Raw genomic sequence first — 20,384 nt, forward strand, 5'->3', positions numbered from 1 at the left:
CCTAGTTGCCAATTGCATTTATGACCTTCTCACTAACCAGATCATAGTCCCTGCTCTTGCTAGGTTTTAGATAAAAATTAATCGTATATTTACCAGCACTCTTGAAATCATAAGTATAATCATTGGTCCTGAACCAGAAATTATCCTTTTGTTCTTTACCAAGATCCTGGGACTGAATTGATTTCTCGGAACCATCAGGTCCCTTAATAGTAACTTTAACTGAGCTTACATCGCCTTTGAGGCTATCTACCTGGCAAAAAACATTAAATTTAAGCTTACCCACACTAACCTTCCCAAAGGGTGTGTCTCCTTTGAAGAGAAAGAGGTCTACGTTAGGCTGAGTAAAAGTTACTCTCTTGGTCGCATCATCATACTCAACTAAACCGTTCAATTCACGTACAGGTACATAGGCTCTTCCGTCTGCCATATACCCTCCATCATCTATTTCCTGACCGTTAATGATTAATCGAATCTTCTGCACCGCCGCATCGGCATATATCAACGAACTACTCAAGAGGGAAAATGCCACGACAAGCGCAGCTACTCTCTTCCACTTCATCCTTAATACCCTCCTTTATATCCTGGTGTTATAAGTTTATACTTAGAAATTTCATTCTAGTTGCGGTGCTGCGTTACTGTATTTTGTCTAAGCAGGCCAAGCCATGTTAAAGTATGGAGGAGATAAGAACAAAGGAGTGAGTTCATGGGTCTTCGAATACAAATGCTTGGCACGGGAGGAGCCTTTGCCAAGAGATATTTCAACAATAACGCACTGCTGTATACTGAACACCAGACTCTGCTTATTGATTGCGGAGTAACGGCACCTACTTCCTTATATCAGCTTGGTAAGACTTGGGCGGATATCGATGCTGTACTGATTACCCATATTCATGCGGATCATGTTGGGGGCTTGGAGGAGTTCGCCTTCCAAATGAAATACATATATCAGCAAAGGCCTGTTCTCTACATTTCAGAGCAGCTCGTTCAGCCGCTGTGGGAGCATACGCTAAAGGGAGGACTTGGCCAGGATGGAATCGAACGCCTGGAGGATGCTTTCGAAGTCAGACTGCTGCGGGAAGGCCAAGTGACACGCATTGACGATTCCCTTCAAGTCGAGATTATCCAGACTCCTCATATTGAAGGTAAGAAGAGTTACTCACTTTACCTGAACGGTGAAATATTCTACAGTGCCGATATGAAGTTCCAACCGGCTTTGTTACAGGAGTTGGTAAGAGAACGAGGCTGCCGCAGAATATATCATGAAGTACAACTGACCGGTGAAGGCTTTGTACATACCACACTCGATGAACTTCTGTCTCTGCCACCCGCAATCCGCTCTCAAATCAGTCTCATGCACTATGGGGATGAAATGGAACAGTTCCAGGGCAAGACAGCGGAAATGGAGTTCCTCCGCCAGCATGAAATTTATGACCTGTGACCTGGTACGAAGTTCGTTCGTTAACGGTTATTTGAAGGCTTTGCCAGCGAATTGTCCATAATTTCGAACTTAAAAAGAGGCTATCCGGGATAGGATAGCCTCTTCGTTATGCATATCGTGTTATTCAAATGTAGGCAGTGCATCCAGATTGTTGGTCGGATCCCCATCCGCATCGCCCCGCAGATAGGTCTCCTCATCTCTGCCTTTAAAGGCGTTAACGCCAGCAATAGAACCGGCTTGTACTTCTTTCAGCGCTTCCTCGTAAGAGAGGACACGTCCAGACGAAGTTTTAAATGCGGACAGGTCCCCATCTCCATTCTTCTGAACGGCTACGAACACTTCTCGGTTTGTTTCAGGCATAAGTGGTTAGCCCCTTCCATAGTTATTTGAACCTAGTAGAAGGTAGCTTTACCCAAAGCTCTCTGGAATATTACAATTTCTTCTCCATTCGTACGTGTAGAATCCCCGCATCGTAAAAAGGCTCTTCTGAGACAACCTTGTACCCAAGCTTGGTATAGAAACCTTCAGCCTGGCACTGGCCGTCGAGAACGGCCTTCTCAAAGCCAAGATCTCTCGCCATTTGCTCAAGGGCGAGCATCAGAACCCGTCCAATGCCATGAGATCGAAACTCCTTACGGACCGCAACCCGCTGAATTTTGGCAGCATTGTCTTTGTAATAAGTAATTCGGCCCGTGGCCGCATATCGTCCATGTAGCTCAATCAGAACATGATGAGAGTCGGGGCCAATGACATCGAACTCATCTATTTCAAGATCCACTGGAACCTGCTGTTCCTGTACAAATACTTCCTTCCGGATATCCAAACCCTGATTCAACTGCTCTTCGGTATGTACCGGTATAATGATGGCAGCCAAGACGTCACCTCTTCTAGTATGAAATTCTCAAGCTGCATCATTATAACAAAAAATCAGGGAACAACAAAAAAATCTACCGCCAGGTCTCCAACTGCTCCCCACCCGGTGAATAGACATCCTCAGTAACGGAAGGATTATAGACATCCTCGGTTACAGGCACTTCAGGCACCGGAAATGAAAACAGCTGCTGGTCATTTGGAATTCCTGTCGTCTCCTGCATGCCGCAGCCGTTCAGGAATGTTAGTGAGCAGATCATCACGATGGTAATAAGGACCATCCTTGAGCCATGCCGAATATTCTCCATTGTTGTCTACCTCCTGGCGATATAATAATTCCTATTCCTTCCCCTGAAGATGGGAAATTATACGCCTGTGGATTGACAATTGCTGTCTAACCTGCTATGATTTTATTTATCTAATCCATTTTTTTGATCTGCTAGCTCAGCTGGGAGAGCACCATCTTGACAGGGTGGGGGTCAGTGGTTCGAGCCCACTGCAGATCATACTTAAAGAACCCTTACAGCGTAAGGGTTCTTTGTTTGATTTATTTAAGTACGTAGTGACCAGTACCTATATACTTATTAGATTTAACACTCCAGCTAAACGTCCCTCTAGCAAGATCCCAACCACCTCCTGGTTTGAAATTTTTCCATAGTTGATGAATCCTACCCTTCGCGTCTATTTGAACATCTACATCGCCCATTACATCCAAGACCTTGGTTAGTGTTCCGTTTTTGAGCCTATAGACAAATGCTTGAGTATTGGATGGTAAGTATGTACCGATTACAGCAATATGTTTCTCATTTTTTGTAACCGCAAAGATTTTTAACTGGAGTTCATCAAAATAGTCGCTGTTGAGTCCAGTATCAATTAACACAATACTTCCTTTTGAATTGATTAAGTAGAAGTTCCCAGTTTCTGTAAGTAAAAAGGACTCTTTTTTCTTATCAAAGTTGATGTCATCTGTCTTCAAGAGTGTTACGACTTCATTTGGATACTTAGATTTAAGTATATCTTTTGGCGTTTTTTCCTTGGCAATGGATACGGATGAAAAAGTGAACAATAGAGAGACAATGGTAGCTAGTAAAAATAATCTTTTTTTCATTAAGCACCTCCGACGTAATTAGGATAATTCTACCATAGTAACTAAGTTTGCAAGATATCAAATTTATTAATTCCTAGATTAATTCAAAATAATTCCATATTTTAAACATATCATAAGAATCTATCTAATATGATTTATTAGTAACAAGAATAGGGTAATATGGAAGTGAAGACATAAATATTTAGGTCCATTGTCGCTTAGCTCTCCCAAAGTTGTTCTCCTTATGAGGAATGGAATAAACTGGGGAGTAAATGAAGCTCGAATCACAGCATAATGGATCTAAACAGGTCTTGCTTACTGATTAACTAAGCCTAAAGACTCATATTTAGGTTTGCTATCAGTAATATAGTCTCTTCGTCCGAAGTAATAGATATAAGCAATTATTCTATGTTAAGATGGGGGCTAAATTATGAAAACAAGTGCGGAAATTGATCTTCTTCAACTAAAAATGGCGGTTACTCTGCAGCATGAGGTTGTAGTCAAATTGTTCACTGGAGATATGATGACAGGTATCCCGAAATGGAACAAAAATCCTAAGGGCGTACAAATTAGAACGGTTGAGGGTGCTGTGTGGGTTCTTCTAGAGGAAATTGAACATGTCACAAGAATTATCCCTTTTAAATCATAAATGCTACATAAGTTAGCTCAAATATCATACGAATAATCCCACTGAACATGTCAGGTGGGATTATTCTATTTTATAAGGACCTTTAACTGTTACCGCTCATATTAAAAAAGGGGTTCCCTAGGGAGCCCCTTTGCGCTTTGTATCCGTATGCTTCTTTACTTCTCTTTCGGTTGTTCCTTAAACGACCTTAGTGCTCGGCGATAGGCATCGTCCGCCATCTTGTTACTATGTTCAGGAACAGGAGAAGCTGCCTGGGCTGGCTGTTCCTTCAGCCTTCTTAAAGCCTCACGGAATTCCTGATCTGCCGTGTGGTTCGCCTGCGGTTCCGTCACATGTACCCTGTTCGCTTCAGCCTCTGGTACCGCTGACTCAACAGCCGAACCTGCTTCGTTCACCTGTATAGGAGCAGCGGTTCCCTCAGTGAACTGAGCGGCAGCTAACTCCGACTCCGCAGCAGCGGGCTGCTCCAACTGTTCGGCTTCATTTACAGCCTTGGCCCGCTCCCTGCTGGAGGCTGACCCGCTTCGAACGTTAATGGAGACCAGGACAGCAATGATCAATAAGGCAATCACTGCACAGGTTATGATGATTGTCATGACTTTCCCTCCTCACATTACTTTACAAAACGGGCAGTCAATCCGGCTACACGCTCACCGAGAGCCATCCCAAGCTGTCTTCCCTGCTCACTGATGACTTCAGTGCTGTCGATAGGGCACGCTACGCCTACTCCATAATATGAACCATATGTTGCATTCTCCGGAATATTACCCGGAAGACCCGCAATGATCATACCCTGGTGCAGCATGGGGGTGATTAAGTTCAGCAACGTAGCTTCCAATCCACCATGCTCGGTAGCCGTGGTGCAGAATACCGCTCCAATTTTATTAATTAACTTGCCTTCTGCCCACAAATACCCCAACTTGTCGATCCACTGCTTCAGTCCCGAGCTAATTGTCCCGAAATGACCCGGGGAGCCCCAAATAATAGCATCCATATCAGCTAGAGCATAGACATCCGCTTCCTGTACGGAACGCAAATATACGTTAGCCCCAATTACCCGGGCTGCACCATCCGCAATGGCCTGAGCGAGTGCCTTTGTACGTCCACCCTCGGAATCATACACGATATAAATGTTCATTTTTTATACTCCCCTTTCCGTTACAAGAGTCTCTTTCGGAGCTGGCAGCATCAACGTCTCCGTATGTTCCTTCTTAGCCAGGCGGTCTTTATCTTTCCTTACATCACGGAGGAAGAAGCTGAGAACCAGTCCTGCTACAGATATCAAAGTCGCCCAGAAGAAGGCATCGTTAATCCCCTGAACGGTGGCCTCCATCTTGACATGGCCTGCAAGCATCGTAACCGCTTGAGTCTTGGCCTGAGCAAGTGGGATATGCAGCTCGGTAGAAATCTTGTTCACGAGTTCACCGAAGGACTGCATAAAGGTTGGATTCGTTGTATCCATGCGGTCCGCGTAAGCCGCTCCATGAAAAGTCGTACGAGTAGTGAAGATCGTTGTAATTACACTTGTACCGATAGATCCACTCACCTGGCGAAGCGTATTAGACATAGCCGTGCCATGCTTGTTCAGATCTCTTGGCAGCTGGTTCATCCCTGCTGTCATGATCGGCATCATCAGGAAGGACATCCCGAAATAACGAATCATGTAGATGATCAAAATATAGCTGTAAGACGTGTCGAGGGTCAGCTTCGTTAACTGATACGTCGTTACAGTCGTAATCACCATACCAATAATGGCCAGCGGCCGCGGGCCTACCTTATCGAACAGGATACCTGAAATTGGGGACATGATTAGCATAACGAGCGCTCCTGGAAGCATAAGCAACCCTGAATCAAGCGGTGTTATTCCGCGTAGATTCTGGAGATAGATCGGAATGAGAAGCATCCCCGCGTACATACTAGCCGTAACGAAGATGTTAATAACATTTGATAACGAGAAAATACCGAAACGGAATACACCCATATTGAGCAGAGGGTTCCGGGTGCGCATTTCCCAAATCACGAAGAAAGCCACAAGGATTGTACCGATAATGATGCACGCCATGACCTCGGTGTCGCCCCATCCCTTGGTCCCTGCTTCGCTAAGCCCATACAGCAGCAGTCCTACACCTGCGAGCGAGGATAACGTACCCATATAGTCAAGCTTAATCAGCTTCGGCTGCTCGATATTACGCATCTTGAAGAAAGCAATAATGATAACAATAACTCCGAATGGAATCATTCCCGAGAAAAGAATGTGCCAATCATAATTTTGCACTACCCAACCGGATAGTGTAGGACCGATGGCGGGAGCAAACATCATCGCAAGCCCAAAGATCCCCATCCCTTTCCCGCGCATTTCCGGAGGAAAGATGAACAGGATAACGCTCATGACAAGCGGTGAAAGCACCCCGCCCCCTACTGCCTGAATTAACCGGCCAATCAGAAGTACCGAGAAACTCCCTGCAACACCACAGATTAGTGCTCCAAGGGTGAAACAGAACATGGCGGCCAGGAACAGCACACGTACACCGAACCTTTCAATCAGAAAGGCGGATAACGGGATCAGTACCCCATTAACGAGCATATAACCTGTAAGCAGCCATTGGGCTGTATTCGTTGTAATGCCATATTCATTCGTGATATGTGGAAGTGCCACATTGAGCAAAGTTTGGTTCAGAATTGCCAGAAACAGACCGACCATAAGGACAATCAGCAGCGGGAGATGCTGTCTGAATCCGCTGCCGGCTGGTTTGTCTATTTGTTGATTGGTACTCATCGTCAATCTCCTTTCTGCAGATCAATGACCTCTGCGAATGGTTCCCTATTTCTTAGTAATGACGATCTCCGCGTTCATCCCAGGCAGTACATTTTTGGAATAGTTACTGATCGACACTTTAATTTGAACTTTTTGAGTTACTTTAGTGTAGCTTCCGCTTGTATTGCTGGTTGGCATCAGCGAGAACACCGAGTTGGTTGCATAACCGATTTGTTCCACGCTGCCCTGGATTGTTGTACCCGGATCACCGTCTACAACCACATCCACTTTAGAGCCAACATCAATGTCCTTAATCTGGTCTTCATCTACATTAGCGACTACGTATAGGTTCTTCATATCCACTATTTGGCCAAGCGGTGTTCCTGCCTGCACCAACTCACCATTCTTGGCTTGGTTCTTGATCAATGTGCCGGCCATAGGTGCGGTAACATTTACATTAGTGGTTCCATTACCAACTTGTCCGAGGGTTGCCTTCTCACTCAGTACAGCGCCCTCTTTCTGGTTCCAGCCTGAGATTACACCCGCAGCCGGGGCAGATACCGGTACGATGTCTGCAGCCACCCTTGCATCCTCGGTTTTGATGTAAGTGACACTCTGGTAGTAGTAATAAGCCCCACCCATGATCAATGCCGCAAGAACAACGATACCAATAATATTTGTTAAAATAAGACGACCTTTCATAATTCTCTCGAACTCCCTCCAGAAATTGTGTATAATTACTTTACAATAAAGTAATTTGGAAATAAAGATAATTTATCATAAAATATTTGAATATACAATCCTTATTTTCAAAAAATATTGAAACATTACACAAGTTGTTACGTAATGAATGTAGACAGATAAACAGGGGGATTTTAGAACTATGGACATTGAGGAGAACGCGATATCTGAAGTTGAAATCATGGAACATTTCATGGAGACGATCTTTCGATATAGAAACAAGCTCTACGACCAGCAGTATAAGAAGAGGGACGATAAATTAAACCATACCAAAGCCCGGATGCTAATGATTATTTACCGCGAAGAGCGGTCTATGGTAGTGAATATATCCAGGCAGCTTAATCTGTCCTCTGGTGCAACCACTATTATGTTGAATCAGCTGGAATCCGAAGGGTACGTCATTCGGGTTAGAAGCCTCGACGATCGACGAATTGTCTGGCTGTCTTTAAGTGAAGAAGGTAAATGTCTGGCTGAGAAGATCATCAATTTCCGCAACAAGTATGCTGCTGACTTGCTTGGTGTACTTAGTAACGATGAGCGAGCTGATTTTATAGCGATCTTGAAGAAAATTGAACATCGCATCGAAGAAAGAATGACGGAAGAATCATAATTTATCCTCAAATTCGTACCAAGTCCCTGACATAAGATCGGGGACTTTTTGTTGTTACTTCCGGCCCGGTCCTACCCAGCAGCACCCTTTGCTCTCCAGCACTGCGATTCAACTGACTTCCTGACGGGTTATCCTTACATATACCGGGAAATTCGGTGACATTCTATAAAGGATAAGAACAAAGGAGATGACACTTGGGCTATGAGTACATCTGATGAGAATAGAAAACCTGGATTTGAAGAAGTTCCTGATGTGGATCCGAATCGTCCGGCTTCCACAGATAAGCTGGAGGATGTGGTCGGCGCTATTATGGATAACATTGATGGTGACGAGCCGGGCAAGAATTCCGGTAAGAGTTCCGGCAATAACTCTCGTACTGGCTCCCAACAGAGCAATGCAGATGATGACACACAGCTGGTGTAATTAGACCATAGCAGCACGAAGAAGAGCCCTGGAACCAGGGCTCTTCTTCGTGCTGCTATGGTATTATAACTCCTTACGACGGTACAGAGGCTTATTCTCAAGCGCACGCAGAGGCGGCGTCCAGCCTCCGGGATCGGCCATGGTGTCCAAAGCATCCTCAGCGGCCTGCATTTTGGCATCCAGCTGATCTATCAGGTGTAGGGCCAGCGCTTCCGGCAGCTGCGGCTGAACCGGGCTTCCCCATTCTCCGAGGTTATGATGGGATAGAATCAAGTGCTGCAGCATCACGATTTTCTCAGAAGTGAGATCCATTCCTCTGCGGAGGGCAGCTTCCGTAATCCAGTTCACAGCAAGCGAGATGTGCCCAATCAGCTTACCGGTAAAGCTGTATTCAGAGACGATACCAAGCTCGGCGGTTAACTCCTCGGTCTTTGCAATATCATGAAGAATGATTCCTGCGATAAGCAGATCCCGATTCAGGAAAGGCCGCTGCACGACAATGAATTCGGCAAGCTCCAGCATACGTACGACGTGATAGGCGAGGCCTGCATAGAAATTGTGATGCATTCCCTTTGCGGCAGGGTAATGATGAAGCTTATCTCCTACCTTCTGGATGCATTCATTAACAATCCAGCGAAGATCCTCGTCCTGAATGCTCGCCGCCGCCGTGGTAATGGCGTACACCAGATCATTCGGGGCAACTGGCGCCGATCTAATGTAGTCGGTTATATGATGACCGTCGTCCGGAGAAGCAGGCCGGATCTGGGAAATCTTGAACTGCAGCTTATCCCGGTAGCTGTGAACCAATCCCTTTACCTTCACCAGCATGGGAGCAAAGAAAGTTTCTTTGTCCGTGTGGGTAGCATCCCAGAACTTGGCCGAAATTTCCCCTGAGGGATCGGCAAGAATCAGATCAAGATAATCTTTGGGAGCCGCACCATTGGTCTGTTTGATCCCGACAGACTTCAGCAAGTAAAATCCTATTATTTCTTCCCCTTCAACAAAAGCCTTAACTTGTTTCATCTGACAACTCCTATAAATATTAAATAGTAGACTTATATAAATCTACCATTTCTAATCAATTCCTACCACATGGTGCTGTGTGAAAATATTAGCTACAAGATCTGCCTGCTCCGGCTCGCACTCCACCATAACCAGGATATGTCCTTGGAGCAAGTGTTCCTCATACTGCCGTGCATCCTCCCGAGGAATTCCTACGCCAACCAGGGCAACGATAAAGTCGTCCGTACCCTTCCCGACCTTGGTTCCAGCCATTTTTCTGGCTGCTGAGCCGGTTGCAATAAGCTCTACAGCCTCTTCCTCAATCTGGGCTGTCACATTTTTTAGCATCCCAAACACACTTTTTCCCCCGTTGCCCGCTTTAGGATCTCCAAGATCCGTATTCTCGGCAATCTTATTCATTTGTGTGATCTTTCGCGATAACACAGATACCTTATCTTCATCAAAGTCCGCTTTCTTAAGTTCTTCAACAACAATGGACGTATCCTGTGTTGTCTGGAATACACCAATAATTAGCTTTGCCATGGTTGATACCTCCCCGGTTACTTAATGACTATTACCCACCGGGGATTTAACACCAAACAGGGATTCGCTAGATGAAGATAGGTTAGGGAGCTCACTTATAGGAGAACTGCTTTGAGGAAAATGGAACCTTAACCCAGGCAGCTGTATATACTGAACCATGACAAACGCCTACTTAAGGAGGTCACTAACAATGGCATACGGATTACAGCAGGACAATCAAGTGGTATACCAGGCTAACCCGAATATGGTCCAGCACCTTAAAGGTGTCAAGGATCAAATTCGGCATATTTGTTCCATTCATTTGAATCGTCCTGTGAAAGTAGTTACGATTGACGGTCAAACTTTTGAAGGAATTATAGTTAGCGCTGACGACCGGTTCTTGTATCTGAGTGTTGCAGGCCAGGAAGATCAACGTTTCCTTGGAGCCCCAGGCAGCTTCTATTATTATAACAACGTTATCCTGCCTCTGGTTCTTTTCGAACTGCTTGTCATCACTCTCATGCTGTAGTTGTTCCATGACAACAAGCCCCGCCGGGTGAGCTAGATCATTCGGCGGGGCTTGTTGGTGATATAGGTTCTACTCAACTGCCAATTGTCTCCACTTGTTACCCAGCTCCCGCGGCTGATACTGCATCATCTGATGAAGCAGATCTTCCGGATTATCTGAGACTGTAATCAGGCTCAAGTGTGACTCATTAGAGAAACCCTCCTGTACGCTATGTCTAATCAGCTCGATAAGCGGGTCATAATAACCGTTAATATTGAGCAGGCCAATCGGTTTGGCATGAATCCCGATCTGTGCCCAGCACAATACCTCGAATAGTTCTTCAAATGTACCTAGACCACCAGGAAGAGCGATGAAGCCATCTGCGATTTCCCCCATTTTGGCTTTGCGTTCATGCATGCTCTCAACCTCTATCAGCTCCGTCAATTCCCGGTGAACAATCTCGCCACGAAATAACCCTTTAGGCATAACTCCGATGACATGACCGCCGCGCTGCAGCACCTCATTCGCGACTTCACCCATCAGTCCCAATTTGGAGCCTCCATATACTAGACGGATACCCTGATCTGAGAGGGCACTTCCCAGCTGAATTGCCTGGGCCCGGTATTCAGGCTTCACACCTGGATTGGAACCTGCAAATACACATACGGTATTCATCTTACGTAATCACTCCCTATTCCTGTAACTCATTCATGAAGATAACTTACATAATCATTGTACTATACAGTGTTTTAATTGTATTAAAAGCAGGCGAAATTATACATCATCTGTCTTTTATATAACAAAAAAGCACCCGTAACGGGTGCTTACTTCATATTAAGGGAGACAGAATAGATTAGCGATCCATGTGGTAAGGCACAGTGGCTACCACTACATCTTTTCGATTAATCAAATAAGCTCGAATCATTAGGCTCGACTGATTATGGAGCAGGTTCTGCCACCAATGCTTGGTGATGAACTGAGGAATAAGGATCGTAATATGGTCACTTTCAGCCTTTTTCCATTCCACGGTATCAATAAACTTACGAAGAGGACCAAGAATACTCCGGTAACGGGATTTCAAAATAATCAGCCGCACTCCGGGATTCCACTCATTCCACCTCTGTTCAATTTTGCGGACCGACTCATCGTCAAACCCTACATATACAGCAACCACATTGTCTGAAAGTGTCTTGGCATAACTGACGGTATTCAGCACAACCCGGGTAACTCCTGCTACAGGAATAATGACTGTATTCCCTTTCGCGATCGGCTTCTCATTGAAGAGATCTATCCGCAGCTGGTCGGCCGTATTGGAATAATGCTGCTGAATTCTCATGAACATATAGACAACTAGTGGCAAAAAGATGAAGATCACCCAGATCTGACTGAACTTGGTGAATATAAATATAAGCGTAATTGAAAGTGTGGTGAGCATGCCCACCGTATTAATGAAGAGCTTCAGCATCCAGCCTGCCGGCTTCAGCTTGATCCAGCGGATCATCATCCCCAGCTGCGACAGAGTAAATGGAATGAATACCCCTACCGCATACAGAGGAATCAAGTTCTCCGTATTTCCTTGGAAGACCATGACCAGTACGGCCGACAGTATACTTAGGAAAATAATCCCGTTGGAGAAACCGAGCCGATCTCCCCGTACCATAAAGGCATGAGGCATAAATTTATCTTTGGCCAGCATAAATGCAAGCAGCGGAAAAGCAGAATACGCTGTATTCGCCGCCAGAATCAGGATCACCGCGGTGACACCCTGTATGATATAGTACAGTGTACCTCGGCCAAAAGTAGACTCGGCAATCTGGGAGACCACAGTCTCCTCAGCGGCAGGCTTAATGCCGTACCAATAAGCCAGCAGGCTGATCCCGATGAACATCCCGGCAAGAAGAATACCCATCATCATAAGCGTTGCCGCTGCATTCTTATCCGATGGCTGGCGGAAGTTAGGGATGGCATTGGACATGGCCTCCACCCCGGTCAGAGCGGAACATCCGGAGCTAAAAGCTTTGAGTAACAGGAACAAGCTCACATTGGAGATCGTCTTGCCAAATTCAGGAGCCGCCGCATGGGCCCCGCCGGTGAAATAATTGATCACACCACAGATAATCAGGACATAAATAGCCACTACGAAGAGGTAGATCGGAACCGCCAATATGGAGGCCGACTCCGTCACTCCCCTCAAATTCATAATAGTAAGAATTAGAATCATGAACACGGCGATCAGAACCCGGTGGTCATGCAGTACCGGAAAAGCCGAAGTAATCGCATCGGTACCTGCCGAAGCACTTACCGCTACAGTCAATATATAGTCAACTAGGAGAGAACCGCCCGCCAGAAGACTCGGAGATAATCCCAGATTGTCTTTCGCTACAATGTAAGCACCGCCGCCGCTAGGATATGCGAATATGGTCTGTCGGTAAGATACAATGAGGATCGTAAGCAAGCCCAGCACGGCGATAGAAATCGGGATCGAATACCAGAGAGCTGCGAATCCAGCTGCCATCAATACAATCAGAATTTGCTCAGTACCATAGGCGACCGAGGATAAGGCATCTGAAGATAGGATGGCCAAGGCCTTCAGCTTGCTGAGCTTTTCGCCTTCAATCTCTGTAGATTTCATAGGTCTGCCGATCAGCAGGCGTTTTAATTTTCCAGGCATATTCAACTTCCTTTACGTGGTTTCAATAGGTATCCGCAAAGACACAACCCGTATTGTATATCGTTCCACAAAATTAATCCAGTATATAGATTACGTTTTGTGATATTTTTTACCCAAGTGTTCTGCCTGGTTGCTAGAAGCAACTTAAGACCCCTTTTCACAAGGAAAGGGGATCTGTCAAATACGCTTATAAACCCGCGGTAGAACTTCGTTCTACTAGCTCGGGGTGTATACTCCACCGTACCGCTTCCCGTGAAGATTTCTGCTGTGAGATCAGCATTTCAACCGCGGCATTGCACATACCGATCTTGTTCACCCGCATGGTGGTTAACGGGGGAGCCGAGGCAGCTGACATATTTAAATCGTCAAACCCCATGATGGAGACGTCCGCCGGAACCTTCAGCCCGCGCTCCTGAAGAGCCTCGCTAAGAAGCAGGGCGATCCGGTCATTCCCGCAAAAGAAGGCCGTCGGCATATCGTCCATACGACCTAGGAATTCGGATATTTCCCGTCCTGTAGATTCGAAACCACTCGAGTAAGTCAGACACCATTTCTCTTCGATCTGAACTCCTTCCTGCTGTATAGCTCGCCAGAAACCATACCACCGCTCTTCGTGGCTTGTCGTCAGATTCGTGGGTCCAATGAACCCGATCTGCTTATGCCCTCTTCCTATTAAATAGTCGGCTGCTTGATAAGCCCCTTCCATATTAGCCGAGGTCACTGCTGGGCAGGGCAGATCCCGATAATAGGAATCCAGCATCACAAGCGGGGTGTCCAGCTTCCAGATCATTTCGGCGTAGGCTTTCTCCATAATCCCGAAAAGAATGATACCCGCATAATGGATATCTTCAAATTGTCCCGGAAGAATTAAATTCTGCTCCATCCCAAGATCAACTCTTACAATAATAGCGTTATATCCGCTCTTCCGGATGGAGGACTCAAGCCCCCAGATCATATCGTGATAAAAATGAAAATGGTCGTTGTCGTCATAACTTGTAATTCGATCAGGGACGACAACGAGCACATTCGGGTGCTCCACCTGCTTTTTCCCATAGGGACCATATCCCATTTCTTTGGCCGTCTGAATAATCCGGCCCCTCATCTCATCACTGACTCCCTTTTTATCCATTAAAGCGAGTGAGACGGCATTCTTTGATATTTGAAGCCTGTCGGCGATATCTTGCATAGACACTTTTTTGACGCGGGCCATAACTTGCAATCCCCCTTAAATGTGGTACACTAACTTTAATATTACTTTACACTAATCAAATTAGTCAAGTATTGTCAAGTTGAATATCAATCAGGAGGTACTCAATGTGAAGTATGCAATCGGGATTGATATCGGGGGGACCAAGACAGCGATCGGCATCATCTCCGCTGATGGTGATGTGATTCAGAAATCCTCCATCCCCACGGATCCAACTGTAACCCCATATGTTATGGTGGACCGGATCGCAGAGACAGTTCTGACTCTTGTCCATAACAGCGGAATCGCGGGCCAAGATATCGATGGTGTCGGCATAGGGGCGCCAGGACCTCTGGATACACGTAACGGGCAAATTACCTGCCCTCCCAATCTGCCAGGCTGGCGAGATTTCCCGCTGATTCATGAATTGAAGCGTCATCTTCCCTACTCGATCAAGTTGGAGAACGACGCAACTGCAGCAACGCTGGCCGAGAAGTGGCTCGGTGCCGCCAAAGACGAGCAGCATTTCGTATTTATCACGATCAGCACGGGAATTGGTGCCGGGATCTATATGCACGGCAAGCTAATTACGGGTGCAAGCGGGAACGCGGGCGATGTGGGTCACTTCGTTATTGATCCTGCTGCCGGTGTGTGTGTATGTGGACAGCGTGGATGCTGGGAATATGTAGCCTCCGGCACCGCCATTGCAAGGCAGGCGAGCGAGCTGCTTGGACACAGTGTTACGTCGAAGGAGGCGTTCGAGCTGGCGGCCAGCGGTCATCCCGCAACGAAGGAATTGATCGATAATGTCTACCGATATATTGGTATAGGATGTGTCACACTGATCAATACTCTTGATCCGGAGAAAATAGTGATAGGCGGCGGTGTCTCTCAAGTCGGCGAACCGCTATTTGAGGCCGTGCAGGACTACGTTGGAAAGTATGCCCTTAATCCTTCCGGCCGTAAGACTCCGATTGTCCCTGCCGCCCTGCAGCAAGACGCGGGACTAATTGGTGCGGCTGCACTTGTCCATATGTCATACTAATCCAAAACCATTTCAATCACGTGAAAGGAGATTGTACTATTATGAGTCAACCAATTTTTCTAGAACCCGTATTTAAAGAGCGTATCTGGGGAGGCACCAAGCTGAAGGACCTGTTCGGTTACGAAATTCCTTCAAATGAAACCGGGGAATGCTGGGCAATCTCGGCACACCCTAACGGACAGAGCGTAGTAAAGAATGGCCCCTTTCAAGGAATGGCACTCGGAGACTTATGGACCGGCCACCAGGAGTTGTTCCATTCAGATTCCAAAGTATTTCCGCTGCTTACCAAAATCCTTGATGCCTCAGATGACCTGTCCGTACAGGTTCATCCAGACGATACCTATGCCGGCGAACATGAGAATGGTGAGCTCGGAAAGACAGAGTGCTGGTATATTGTAGATGCTGAGCCGGGTGCCGAGATCATCTATGGACATGGTGCACAGAGCAAGGAAGAGCTGGCGAGCTGGATCCATGAGGGGAAATGGGATCAGCTTCTGTCCAAGGTTACGGTGAAAGCCGGTGACTTCTTCTACGTGCCTAGCGGAACACTGCATGCCTTGGGCAAAGGCATCGTTGTTCTGGAGACACAGCAAAGCTCTGATACCACCTACCGTGTATATGATTACGACCGTAGAGATGCGGCAGGGAATACCCGTGAGCTTCACTTGGAAAAAGCTATTGAGGTAACAACAGTTCCCCAAGCGTACCAAGAAGGGACCTACAATACCGAGGCAAAAGATCATGCTGAAATAACAACCTTTGTAGCCAATGATTTCTTCACGGTTCAAAAGTGGTCTGTCACTGGAAAAACTGATTTCGAAGCCAGTCCCAAGTACACCCTTGTCAGCATCATTGCCGGTGAAGGCGAACTCCAAAGCGGCGGCGAAGTTTACCCGCTTCGCAAAGGAGATCACTTTATCCTCCCAGTGGGCTTCGGCCCCTATGGAATAACAGGAAATCTGGAAGCCATTGCTTCTTGGGAATAGACTAACTGTAGATACTCATTAAATCGTGTATAGACACACAGAAGCCTGCATCCTTTCAAGCTCCAGCTTGATCGGTGCAGGCTTCTGTACGGTCTACCTGATATTCAAATTATGCAGATTACCACTAAGATTGTTAATGAAGATAACGTTCACGAATAAGATTCAAATGATGCGCCGCATGTCCTGCAAGGACATAAATAACTGCGCGAGCAGTAATCTCAGCTCCGTTCGCCGTTCCGGTGCGCTTCCATGCTTCATCGTCAAGCTGTTTGGCTAATAGCAAAGTGGCTGTGCGAATGGCGGAGAATTCTGCCAGTAGGTCGCTTACTGATAGACGCTCTGACCCAGCGTAAGCAACATAGTCGGATTCGTTAAATCCAGCCAGAGGTGTCTTGTCACCCCTAGCAATACGAAGCAGCCGATAGCTCATAATACGCTCTGTATCATTGATATGGCCTAACACTTCCTTAATACTCCACTTGCCCTCTGCATAGCGATAGTTGGCTTTCTCTTCTGTTAGGGACTGGAGAAGTTCACTAAATTCATTGATTTGAGAATTCAGGAAAGCCAGAATGTCCCCTTCAGGCAGAGCTAGAATGTAGCTTTCGTAAAAAGACGAATATTCGCCTATCGATGGCCGCTGTATTGACATGATTCAATCCTCCGTATCCTTTAATCTTCCCATACATCTTTCATCAGTGACTTAATTTCTTTGATTCGAGTCTCCGTCTCCTTCCGGTTCGCGACCCATTTCTTGCCGTCCCAATCGACAACATCACAGGTCTTTACAGCGGAATCCACCTGGCTCATAGGAACATTCGTCGAACGTCCGTCTACTTCGATAATGCAGTAACCCTCTTCAAATCCCTCGACAATTCCTTTCATAACCAGCTCACCTTTCTGCTCTGATCTGAAAATGCTGCCCATCCGTCAAGAATTCTACCGTTCCCTGGGTATCGTTCCGGTATACTTTCACACCCTGCTTCTGAAGACGCTTTAGTACCGTCTGCGTCGGATGCCCATACTTATTGCCTTTGCCAGACTGGATAACAGCATATTGCGGACTCACCTTCTTGAGGAAAGCTGTGCTCGTAGAGGACTTGGAGCCATGGTGACCCACCAAAAGCACATCTGAATGCAGATTCGCACCTGAAGCCAACATGTCTTTTTCGCTCTCCGCTTCAGCATCTCCCGTTAATAGGAAAGAATGCTTGCCATAAACCACTTTAATTACTGCACTATTATTATTGGTATCCTCATAATGAGATCGTGGTGCTATCATGTTCACCTGCACGCTGCTGTCCAGGTTCAATGTAAGGCCCGCCTTCGCCGTAGTAACCTTCAGCCCCTTGCGCTGAATCGAACGAAGCACAGATTCAAAAGTCTTCGTATTCGAACTTACTTTAGGCATATAGATTCTGCCGATACTGAGCTTGTCAATCACCTTATCCAGCCCGCCAATGTGATCCGCGTCGGGATGTGTCCCGATGACAATATCCAGCCTTGCGATTCCATACCTCTTCAGCGTGTCCAGCATAACCTGTTCCTTATCGTTATTCCCGGCATCAATAAGCATGGTCTTTCCCGAAGGAGTAATAATTAACTGGGAAGCCCCCTGTCCTACATCAATAAAAATCACACGCAGCTTGCCCTTACCGTCTATCGGAGTGCTTGAAGAAGGATCCTTGGTACTTCCAGGGAAAGAGCAGCCTGCAAGCAAAGACAAGCAGAGAATCAAGGCCGCATATCCTAAGATACGCTGTTTCATAAATGGAAGAAGTCTTATCATAGATGTTATCCTTTACTTTAAGAACATTTGTTCCAATTATATTCCATTTGCCTTAGTTATTCAATCCAATGCTGTCTTAATCAGCCTGTTTAAATTAGCATGGTTATCATTATGCCCGGCGTCTTCTAGCCTTGAATTGCTTGAACTGAAAATATATCGTGCAGCCTATGCAGTACCCGCATAGAGCAGCAAAAGCCGCTGCAAACAGGAACCAGGCGAACATGTATCCCATCCCTGGCAGCTGGATTAGAAATCCAATCAAAGATAGAGTTAGAAAAATAACAGCAAGTGTATTATTGAACCGTGTTAATTCGGCAGCCTGGGTATGGTTTGGATGTACCTTAAGAAATGGCTTGGCCAGAATGACAAATAAATTATAACCAGTCAACAGACCGATCGCCTGTACCAGCCAAAGAGCTAGCAGCAAATAGGGCTGAGCGAAGACAGTGGCGAGGATAACAAACAGAACAATTCCCGTCTGATTCGCTTTTACATAAGAAACAGGGATTTCTTTCATTAGATGTACCGCCTTCCTAATTCATAATATAAATATAACCTTTTATTCCGATGAAAACAATAGGGATTACACAAAAAAAGACCCATTCAGCCTCGAATGGATCTTACAACAAACATATACTTCTCTTTGGAATACTTCTCCCCAGTAATAAGAGTAACCTCATGTTCATTATGATGATGGATAGCGGTCCGGTAATGCAATAGCTGATTGTCCTTCCACACGGCAACCGGGGACTTAAAGTAGACAGCGTTGTCGAATTGCACCCGATTCTTCATGATATACCCAACCGAATGCGGAGCTGCCTTCTCTGTCCGGGTCTTCATTACTTTTCTGGCAAATCTCTTGCCTCTGCTGCCAGGCTGTATCTTAATAATATCTTCCAGCGGCACCGCGATCGACCGGGGACCTAGAAGAAGCTTGTTCGCGGTCTTGTCCCAGCCTTCTATCGTCCCGGTATATATGTCATCCTGGTCCTGACAGTACACGATCACTTCCTGTCCGATCCAATCCTCATAACGCATGGCCAGTTCTCCTTCTCCAGTAACTTTGTGACTAGGATGGCAGCCAAGCTGCCTTGTTTGAAAAAATTTATAGGGTATTAATTCATTTCCATATTCAAAGACAAATTCCTGCTAGTTCAGCTCCCACTTTATCTCAGGCTTACCCTGTTTCTTGAGAAATTCATTGGTTCTGGAGAACGGTCTGCTTCCAAAAAAACCCCGTCTTGCCGCAAGTGGACTGGGATGTGCCGACATGATAACTTCATGCCGCGATCGATCCACAATAGCTCCCTTCTTCTGCGCAGGTGCGCCCCAAAGTATGAATACCAACGGATCTGTTCGCTTATTAAGCGCCTCAACAATAGCTGAAGTGAACAGTTCCCAGCCCCTTCCATGATGTGAACCCGCTTGACCCTCCCGCACAGTAAGTACATTGTTCAGCAAGAGCACTCCCTGCTCAGCCCACGGGGTAAGCGTTCCGATATGAGGCACAGGGACTCCAAGGTCACTAGCCATTTCTTTATATATATTTCTAAGAGAAGGTGGAATTTTGATACCAGGAAGTACGGAGAAGCTTAGTCCGTGTGCTTGACCCGCTCCATGATACGGATCTTGTCCCAGAATTACCACCTTTGTCTCCGAATAAGGAGTCAGCCTCAAGGCTTGGAATAAGAACTCCCTTGGCGGATACACCGTATGCTCCTTATATTCCTCATCGAGCCATCCCATCAAATCCTTGAAATAAGGCTTGCTCATCTCTTCCTTTAAAATATCATCCCAATCGTTACCAAACATCATCGTCTCCTCCTTACTGCTCTCTACTTGCAACTTACCCATATCCATAATTCCGACACTTTCTTAAATAATAGAAGGCCATCTCTATAGGAACAGAGACGGCCTTATCTGCCAAGCTTATGTATTTCGGATAGGTGCTCTTTAGCCATACATCATCCTCGAGCATAAACCCTTGCTACATAAGGTTCCCATTCTGTGGGTTAGATTACTTAGTATCTTCCCGCTTTCAACTACAAGTTCATCCGAACGCATGCCATTAGCTCCATTAACAACATACCCGCCGCCATGAA

The 20,384-nt window shown here is 46.2% G+C and carries 27 protein-coding genes and 1 tRNA gene; 8 read left to right on the forward strand and 20 right to left on the reverse strand.

The window, feature by feature from the left end:
* Nucleotide 1: 1 nt before the first annotated feature.
* The gene (locus tag EJP77_RS04720) at nucleotides 2-559 is read right to left on the reverse strand and encodes a stalk domain-containing protein (protein ID WP_127197990.1); all 558 of its coding nucleotides are present in this window, start codon (nucleotides 557-559) and stop codon (nucleotides 2-4) included.
* 144 nt (nucleotides 560-703) lie between these two features.
* Between EJP77_RS04720 and EJP77_RS04725 the strand changes: the two genes are divergently transcribed.
* On the forward strand, nucleotides 704-1,438 hold the full coding sequence (locus EJP77_RS04725) for an MBL fold metallo-hydrolase (protein ID WP_127197991.1): 735 nt from the start codon (nucleotides 704-706) through the stop codon (nucleotides 1,436-1,438).
* 120 nt (nucleotides 1,439-1,558) lie between these two features.
* On the opposite strand, the gene EJP77_RS04730 is transcribed toward EJP77_RS04725, so the two are convergent.
* The 3 genes from EJP77_RS04730 to EJP77_RS04740 all read right to left on the reverse strand — a co-directional run bounded on the left by EJP77_RS04730 (nucleotide 1,559) and on the right by EJP77_RS04740 (nucleotide 2,616).
* A complete protein-coding gene (locus EJP77_RS04730) occupies nucleotides 1,559-1,798 on the reverse strand; it encodes a DUF3892 domain-containing protein (protein WP_127197992.1) in 240 nt (79 codons plus the stop codon).
* A gap of 70 nt (nucleotides 1,799-1,868) precedes the next feature.
* Complete coding sequence (locus EJP77_RS04735) at nucleotides 1,869-2,312, reverse strand: GNAT family N-acetyltransferase (protein ID WP_127197993.1); 444 nt, start codon at nucleotides 2,310-2,312, stop codon at nucleotides 1,869-1,871.
* A 73-nt stretch (nucleotides 2,313-2,385) separates the two neighbouring features.
* A complete protein-coding gene (locus EJP77_RS04740; protein WP_127197994.1) occupies nucleotides 2,386-2,616 on the reverse strand; it encodes a hypothetical protein in 231 nt (76 codons plus the stop codon).
* A 125-nt stretch (nucleotides 2,617-2,741) separates the two neighbouring features.
* Between EJP77_RS04740 and EJP77_RS04745 the strand changes: the two genes are divergently transcribed.
* A tRNA-Val gene (locus EJP77_RS04745) sits at nucleotides 2,742-2,814 on the forward strand.
* A 41-nt stretch (nucleotides 2,815-2,855) separates the two neighbouring features.
* Here EJP77_RS04745 and EJP77_RS04750 read toward each other — a convergent pair.
* Nucleotides 2,856-3,416 carry a hypothetical protein gene (locus EJP77_RS04750; RefSeq protein ID WP_127197995.1) on the reverse strand — a complete coding sequence of 187 codons (561 nt, stop codon included), beginning with the start codon at nucleotides 3,414-3,416 and terminating at the stop codon, nucleotides 2,856-2,858.
* A 409-nt stretch (nucleotides 3,417-3,825) separates the two neighbouring features.
* Here EJP77_RS04750 and EJP77_RS04755 point away from each other — a divergent pair, with 409 nt between their 5' ends.
* Nucleotides 3,826-4,044: a hypothetical protein gene (locus EJP77_RS04755; protein ID WP_127197996.1), complete on the forward strand. Its 219-nt coding sequence runs from the start codon at nucleotides 3,826-3,828 to the stop codon at nucleotides 4,042-4,044.
* Nucleotides 4,045-4,199: 155 nt separating this feature from the next.
* On the opposite strand, the gene EJP77_RS04760 is transcribed toward EJP77_RS04755, so the two are convergent.
* The 4 genes from EJP77_RS04760 to EJP77_RS04775 are packed head-to-tail and all read right to left on the reverse strand — an operon-like array spanning nucleotide 4,200 to nucleotide 7,504.
* The gene (locus tag EJP77_RS04760) at nucleotides 4,200-4,640 is read right to left on the reverse strand and encodes a hypothetical protein (protein WP_127197997.1); all 441 of its coding nucleotides are present in this window, start codon (nucleotides 4,638-4,640) and stop codon (nucleotides 4,200-4,202) included.
* A 17-nt stretch (nucleotides 4,641-4,657) separates the two neighbouring features.
* A complete protein-coding gene (locus EJP77_RS04765) occupies nucleotides 4,658-5,182 on the reverse strand; it encodes an NAD(P)H-dependent oxidoreductase (protein ID WP_127197998.1) in 525 nt (174 codons plus the stop codon).
* A 3-nt stretch (nucleotides 5,183-5,185) separates the two neighbouring features.
* The gene (locus EJP77_RS04770) at nucleotides 5,186-6,820 is read right to left on the reverse strand and encodes a DHA2 family efflux MFS transporter permease subunit (RefSeq protein WP_127197999.1); all 1,635 of its coding nucleotides are present in this window, start codon (nucleotides 6,818-6,820) and stop codon (nucleotides 5,186-5,188) included.
* Nucleotides 6,821-6,865: 45 nt separating this feature from the next.
* On the reverse strand, nucleotides 6,866-7,504 hold the full coding sequence (locus EJP77_RS04775; protein WP_127198000.1) for an HlyD family secretion protein: 639 nt from the start codon (nucleotides 7,502-7,504) through the stop codon (nucleotides 6,866-6,868).
* Nucleotides 7,505-7,682: 178 nt separating this feature from the next.
* Here EJP77_RS04775 and EJP77_RS04780 point away from each other — a divergent pair, with 178 nt between their 5' ends.
* On the forward strand, nucleotides 7,683-8,150 hold the full coding sequence (locus EJP77_RS04780) for a MarR family winged helix-turn-helix transcriptional regulator (protein WP_127198001.1): 468 nt from the start codon (nucleotides 7,683-7,685) through the stop codon (nucleotides 8,148-8,150).
* Nucleotides 8,151-8,351: 201 nt separating this feature from the next.
* Nucleotides 8,352-8,573 carry a hypothetical protein gene (locus tag EJP77_RS04785; RefSeq protein ID WP_127198002.1) on the forward strand — a complete coding sequence of 74 codons (222 nt, stop codon included), beginning with the start codon at nucleotides 8,352-8,354 and terminating at the stop codon, nucleotides 8,571-8,573.
* 63 nt (nucleotides 8,574-8,636) lie between these two features.
* Here the strand turns inward: EJP77_RS04785 and EJP77_RS04790 are convergent, their stop codons facing one another.
* Nucleotides 8,637-9,596: a 3'-5' exoribonuclease YhaM family protein gene (locus EJP77_RS04790; RefSeq protein WP_127198003.1), complete on the reverse strand. Its 960-nt coding sequence runs from the start codon at nucleotides 9,594-9,596 to the stop codon at nucleotides 8,637-8,639.
* A 51-nt stretch (nucleotides 9,597-9,647) separates the two neighbouring features.
* On the reverse strand, nucleotides 9,648-10,118 hold the full coding sequence (locus tag EJP77_RS04795; protein WP_127198004.1) for a general stress protein: 471 nt from the start codon (nucleotides 10,116-10,118) through the stop codon (nucleotides 9,648-9,650).
* A 190-nt stretch (nucleotides 10,119-10,308) separates the two neighbouring features.
* Here EJP77_RS04795 and EJP77_RS04800 point away from each other — a divergent pair, with 190 nt between their 5' ends.
* Nucleotides 10,309-10,626, forward strand: a complete 318-nt coding sequence (locus EJP77_RS04800) for a hypothetical protein (RefSeq protein ID WP_185897146.1) — start codon at nucleotides 10,309-10,311, stop codon at nucleotides 10,624-10,626.
* 69 nt (nucleotides 10,627-10,695) lie between these two features.
* Here EJP77_RS04800 and EJP77_RS04805 read toward each other — a convergent pair whose 3' ends face one another.
* The 3 genes from EJP77_RS04805 to EJP77_RS04815 form a co-directional block, all read right to left on the reverse strand.
* The gene (locus tag EJP77_RS04805) at nucleotides 10,696-11,280 is read right to left on the reverse strand and encodes an LOG family protein (protein ID WP_127198006.1); all 585 of its coding nucleotides are present in this window, start codon (nucleotides 11,278-11,280) and stop codon (nucleotides 10,696-10,698) included.
* A gap of 178 nt (nucleotides 11,281-11,458) precedes the next feature.
* Nucleotides 11,459-13,276, reverse strand: a complete 1,818-nt coding sequence (locus EJP77_RS04810; RefSeq protein ID WP_127198007.1) for an APC family permease — start codon at nucleotides 13,274-13,276, stop codon at nucleotides 11,459-11,461.
* A 187-nt stretch (nucleotides 13,277-13,463) separates the two neighbouring features.
* Nucleotides 13,464-14,486, reverse strand: coding sequence for a LacI family DNA-binding transcriptional regulator (locus tag EJP77_RS04815; protein ID WP_127198008.1), 1,023 nt, complete (start codon nucleotides 14,484-14,486; stop codon nucleotides 13,464-13,466).
* A gap of 106 nt (nucleotides 14,487-14,592) precedes the next feature.
* Here EJP77_RS04815 and EJP77_RS04820 point away from each other — a divergent pair, with 106 nt between their 5' ends.
* Both EJP77_RS04820 and manA read left to right on the forward strand, forming a co-directional pair.
* Complete coding sequence (locus EJP77_RS04820; protein WP_127198009.1) at nucleotides 14,593-15,507, forward strand: ROK family protein; 915 nt, start codon at nucleotides 14,593-14,595, stop codon at nucleotides 15,505-15,507.
* A 41-nt stretch (nucleotides 15,508-15,548) separates the two neighbouring features.
* A complete protein-coding gene (gene manA / locus EJP77_RS04825) occupies nucleotides 15,549-16,493 on the forward strand; it encodes a mannose-6-phosphate isomerase, class I (protein ID WP_185897148.1) in 945 nt (314 codons plus the stop codon).
* Nucleotides 16,494-16,626: 133 nt separating this feature from the next.
* Here the strand turns inward: manA and EJP77_RS04830 are convergent, their stop codons facing one another.
* From EJP77_RS04830 to EJP77_RS04855, 6 genes are all read right to left on the reverse strand, one after another.
* A complete protein-coding gene (locus EJP77_RS04830; protein WP_127198010.1) occupies nucleotides 16,627-17,145 on the reverse strand; it encodes a DinB family protein in 519 nt (172 codons plus the stop codon).
* 20 nt (nucleotides 17,146-17,165) lie between these two features.
* The gene (locus EJP77_RS04835; protein ID WP_127198011.1) at nucleotides 17,166-17,378 is read right to left on the reverse strand and encodes a DUF3006 domain-containing protein; all 213 of its coding nucleotides are present in this window, start codon (nucleotides 17,376-17,378) and stop codon (nucleotides 17,166-17,168) included.
* 7 nt (nucleotides 17,379-17,385) lie between these two features.
* Nucleotides 17,386-18,282 (reverse strand): ComEC/Rec2 family competence protein, encoded by an 897-nt coding sequence (locus EJP77_RS04840; protein WP_221885993.1) that lies wholly within the window; start codon nucleotides 18,280-18,282, stop codon nucleotides 17,386-17,388.
* Between the two features lie 109 nt (nucleotides 18,283-18,391).
* Nucleotides 18,392-18,799: a DUF4395 domain-containing protein gene (locus EJP77_RS04845; RefSeq protein ID WP_127198012.1), complete on the reverse strand. Its 408-nt coding sequence runs from the start codon at nucleotides 18,797-18,799 to the stop codon at nucleotides 18,392-18,394.
* 86 nt (nucleotides 18,800-18,885) lie between these two features.
* Nucleotides 18,886-19,320 (reverse strand): hypothetical protein, encoded by a 435-nt coding sequence (locus EJP77_RS04850; RefSeq protein ID WP_127198013.1) that lies wholly within the window; start codon nucleotides 19,318-19,320, stop codon nucleotides 18,886-18,888.
* A 111-nt stretch (nucleotides 19,321-19,431) separates the two neighbouring features.
* The gene (locus tag EJP77_RS04855) at nucleotides 19,432-20,094 is read right to left on the reverse strand and encodes a uracil-DNA glycosylase (RefSeq protein WP_127198316.1); all 663 of its coding nucleotides are present in this window, start codon (nucleotides 20,092-20,094) and stop codon (nucleotides 19,432-19,434) included.
* Between the last annotated feature and the right edge of the window lie 290 nt (nucleotides 20,095-20,384).

Source organism: Paenibacillus zeisoli (assembly GCF_003994465.1).
GTDB classification, from domain to species: Bacteria; Bacillota; Bacilli; order Paenibacillales; family Paenibacillaceae; genus Fontibacillus; species Fontibacillus zeisoli.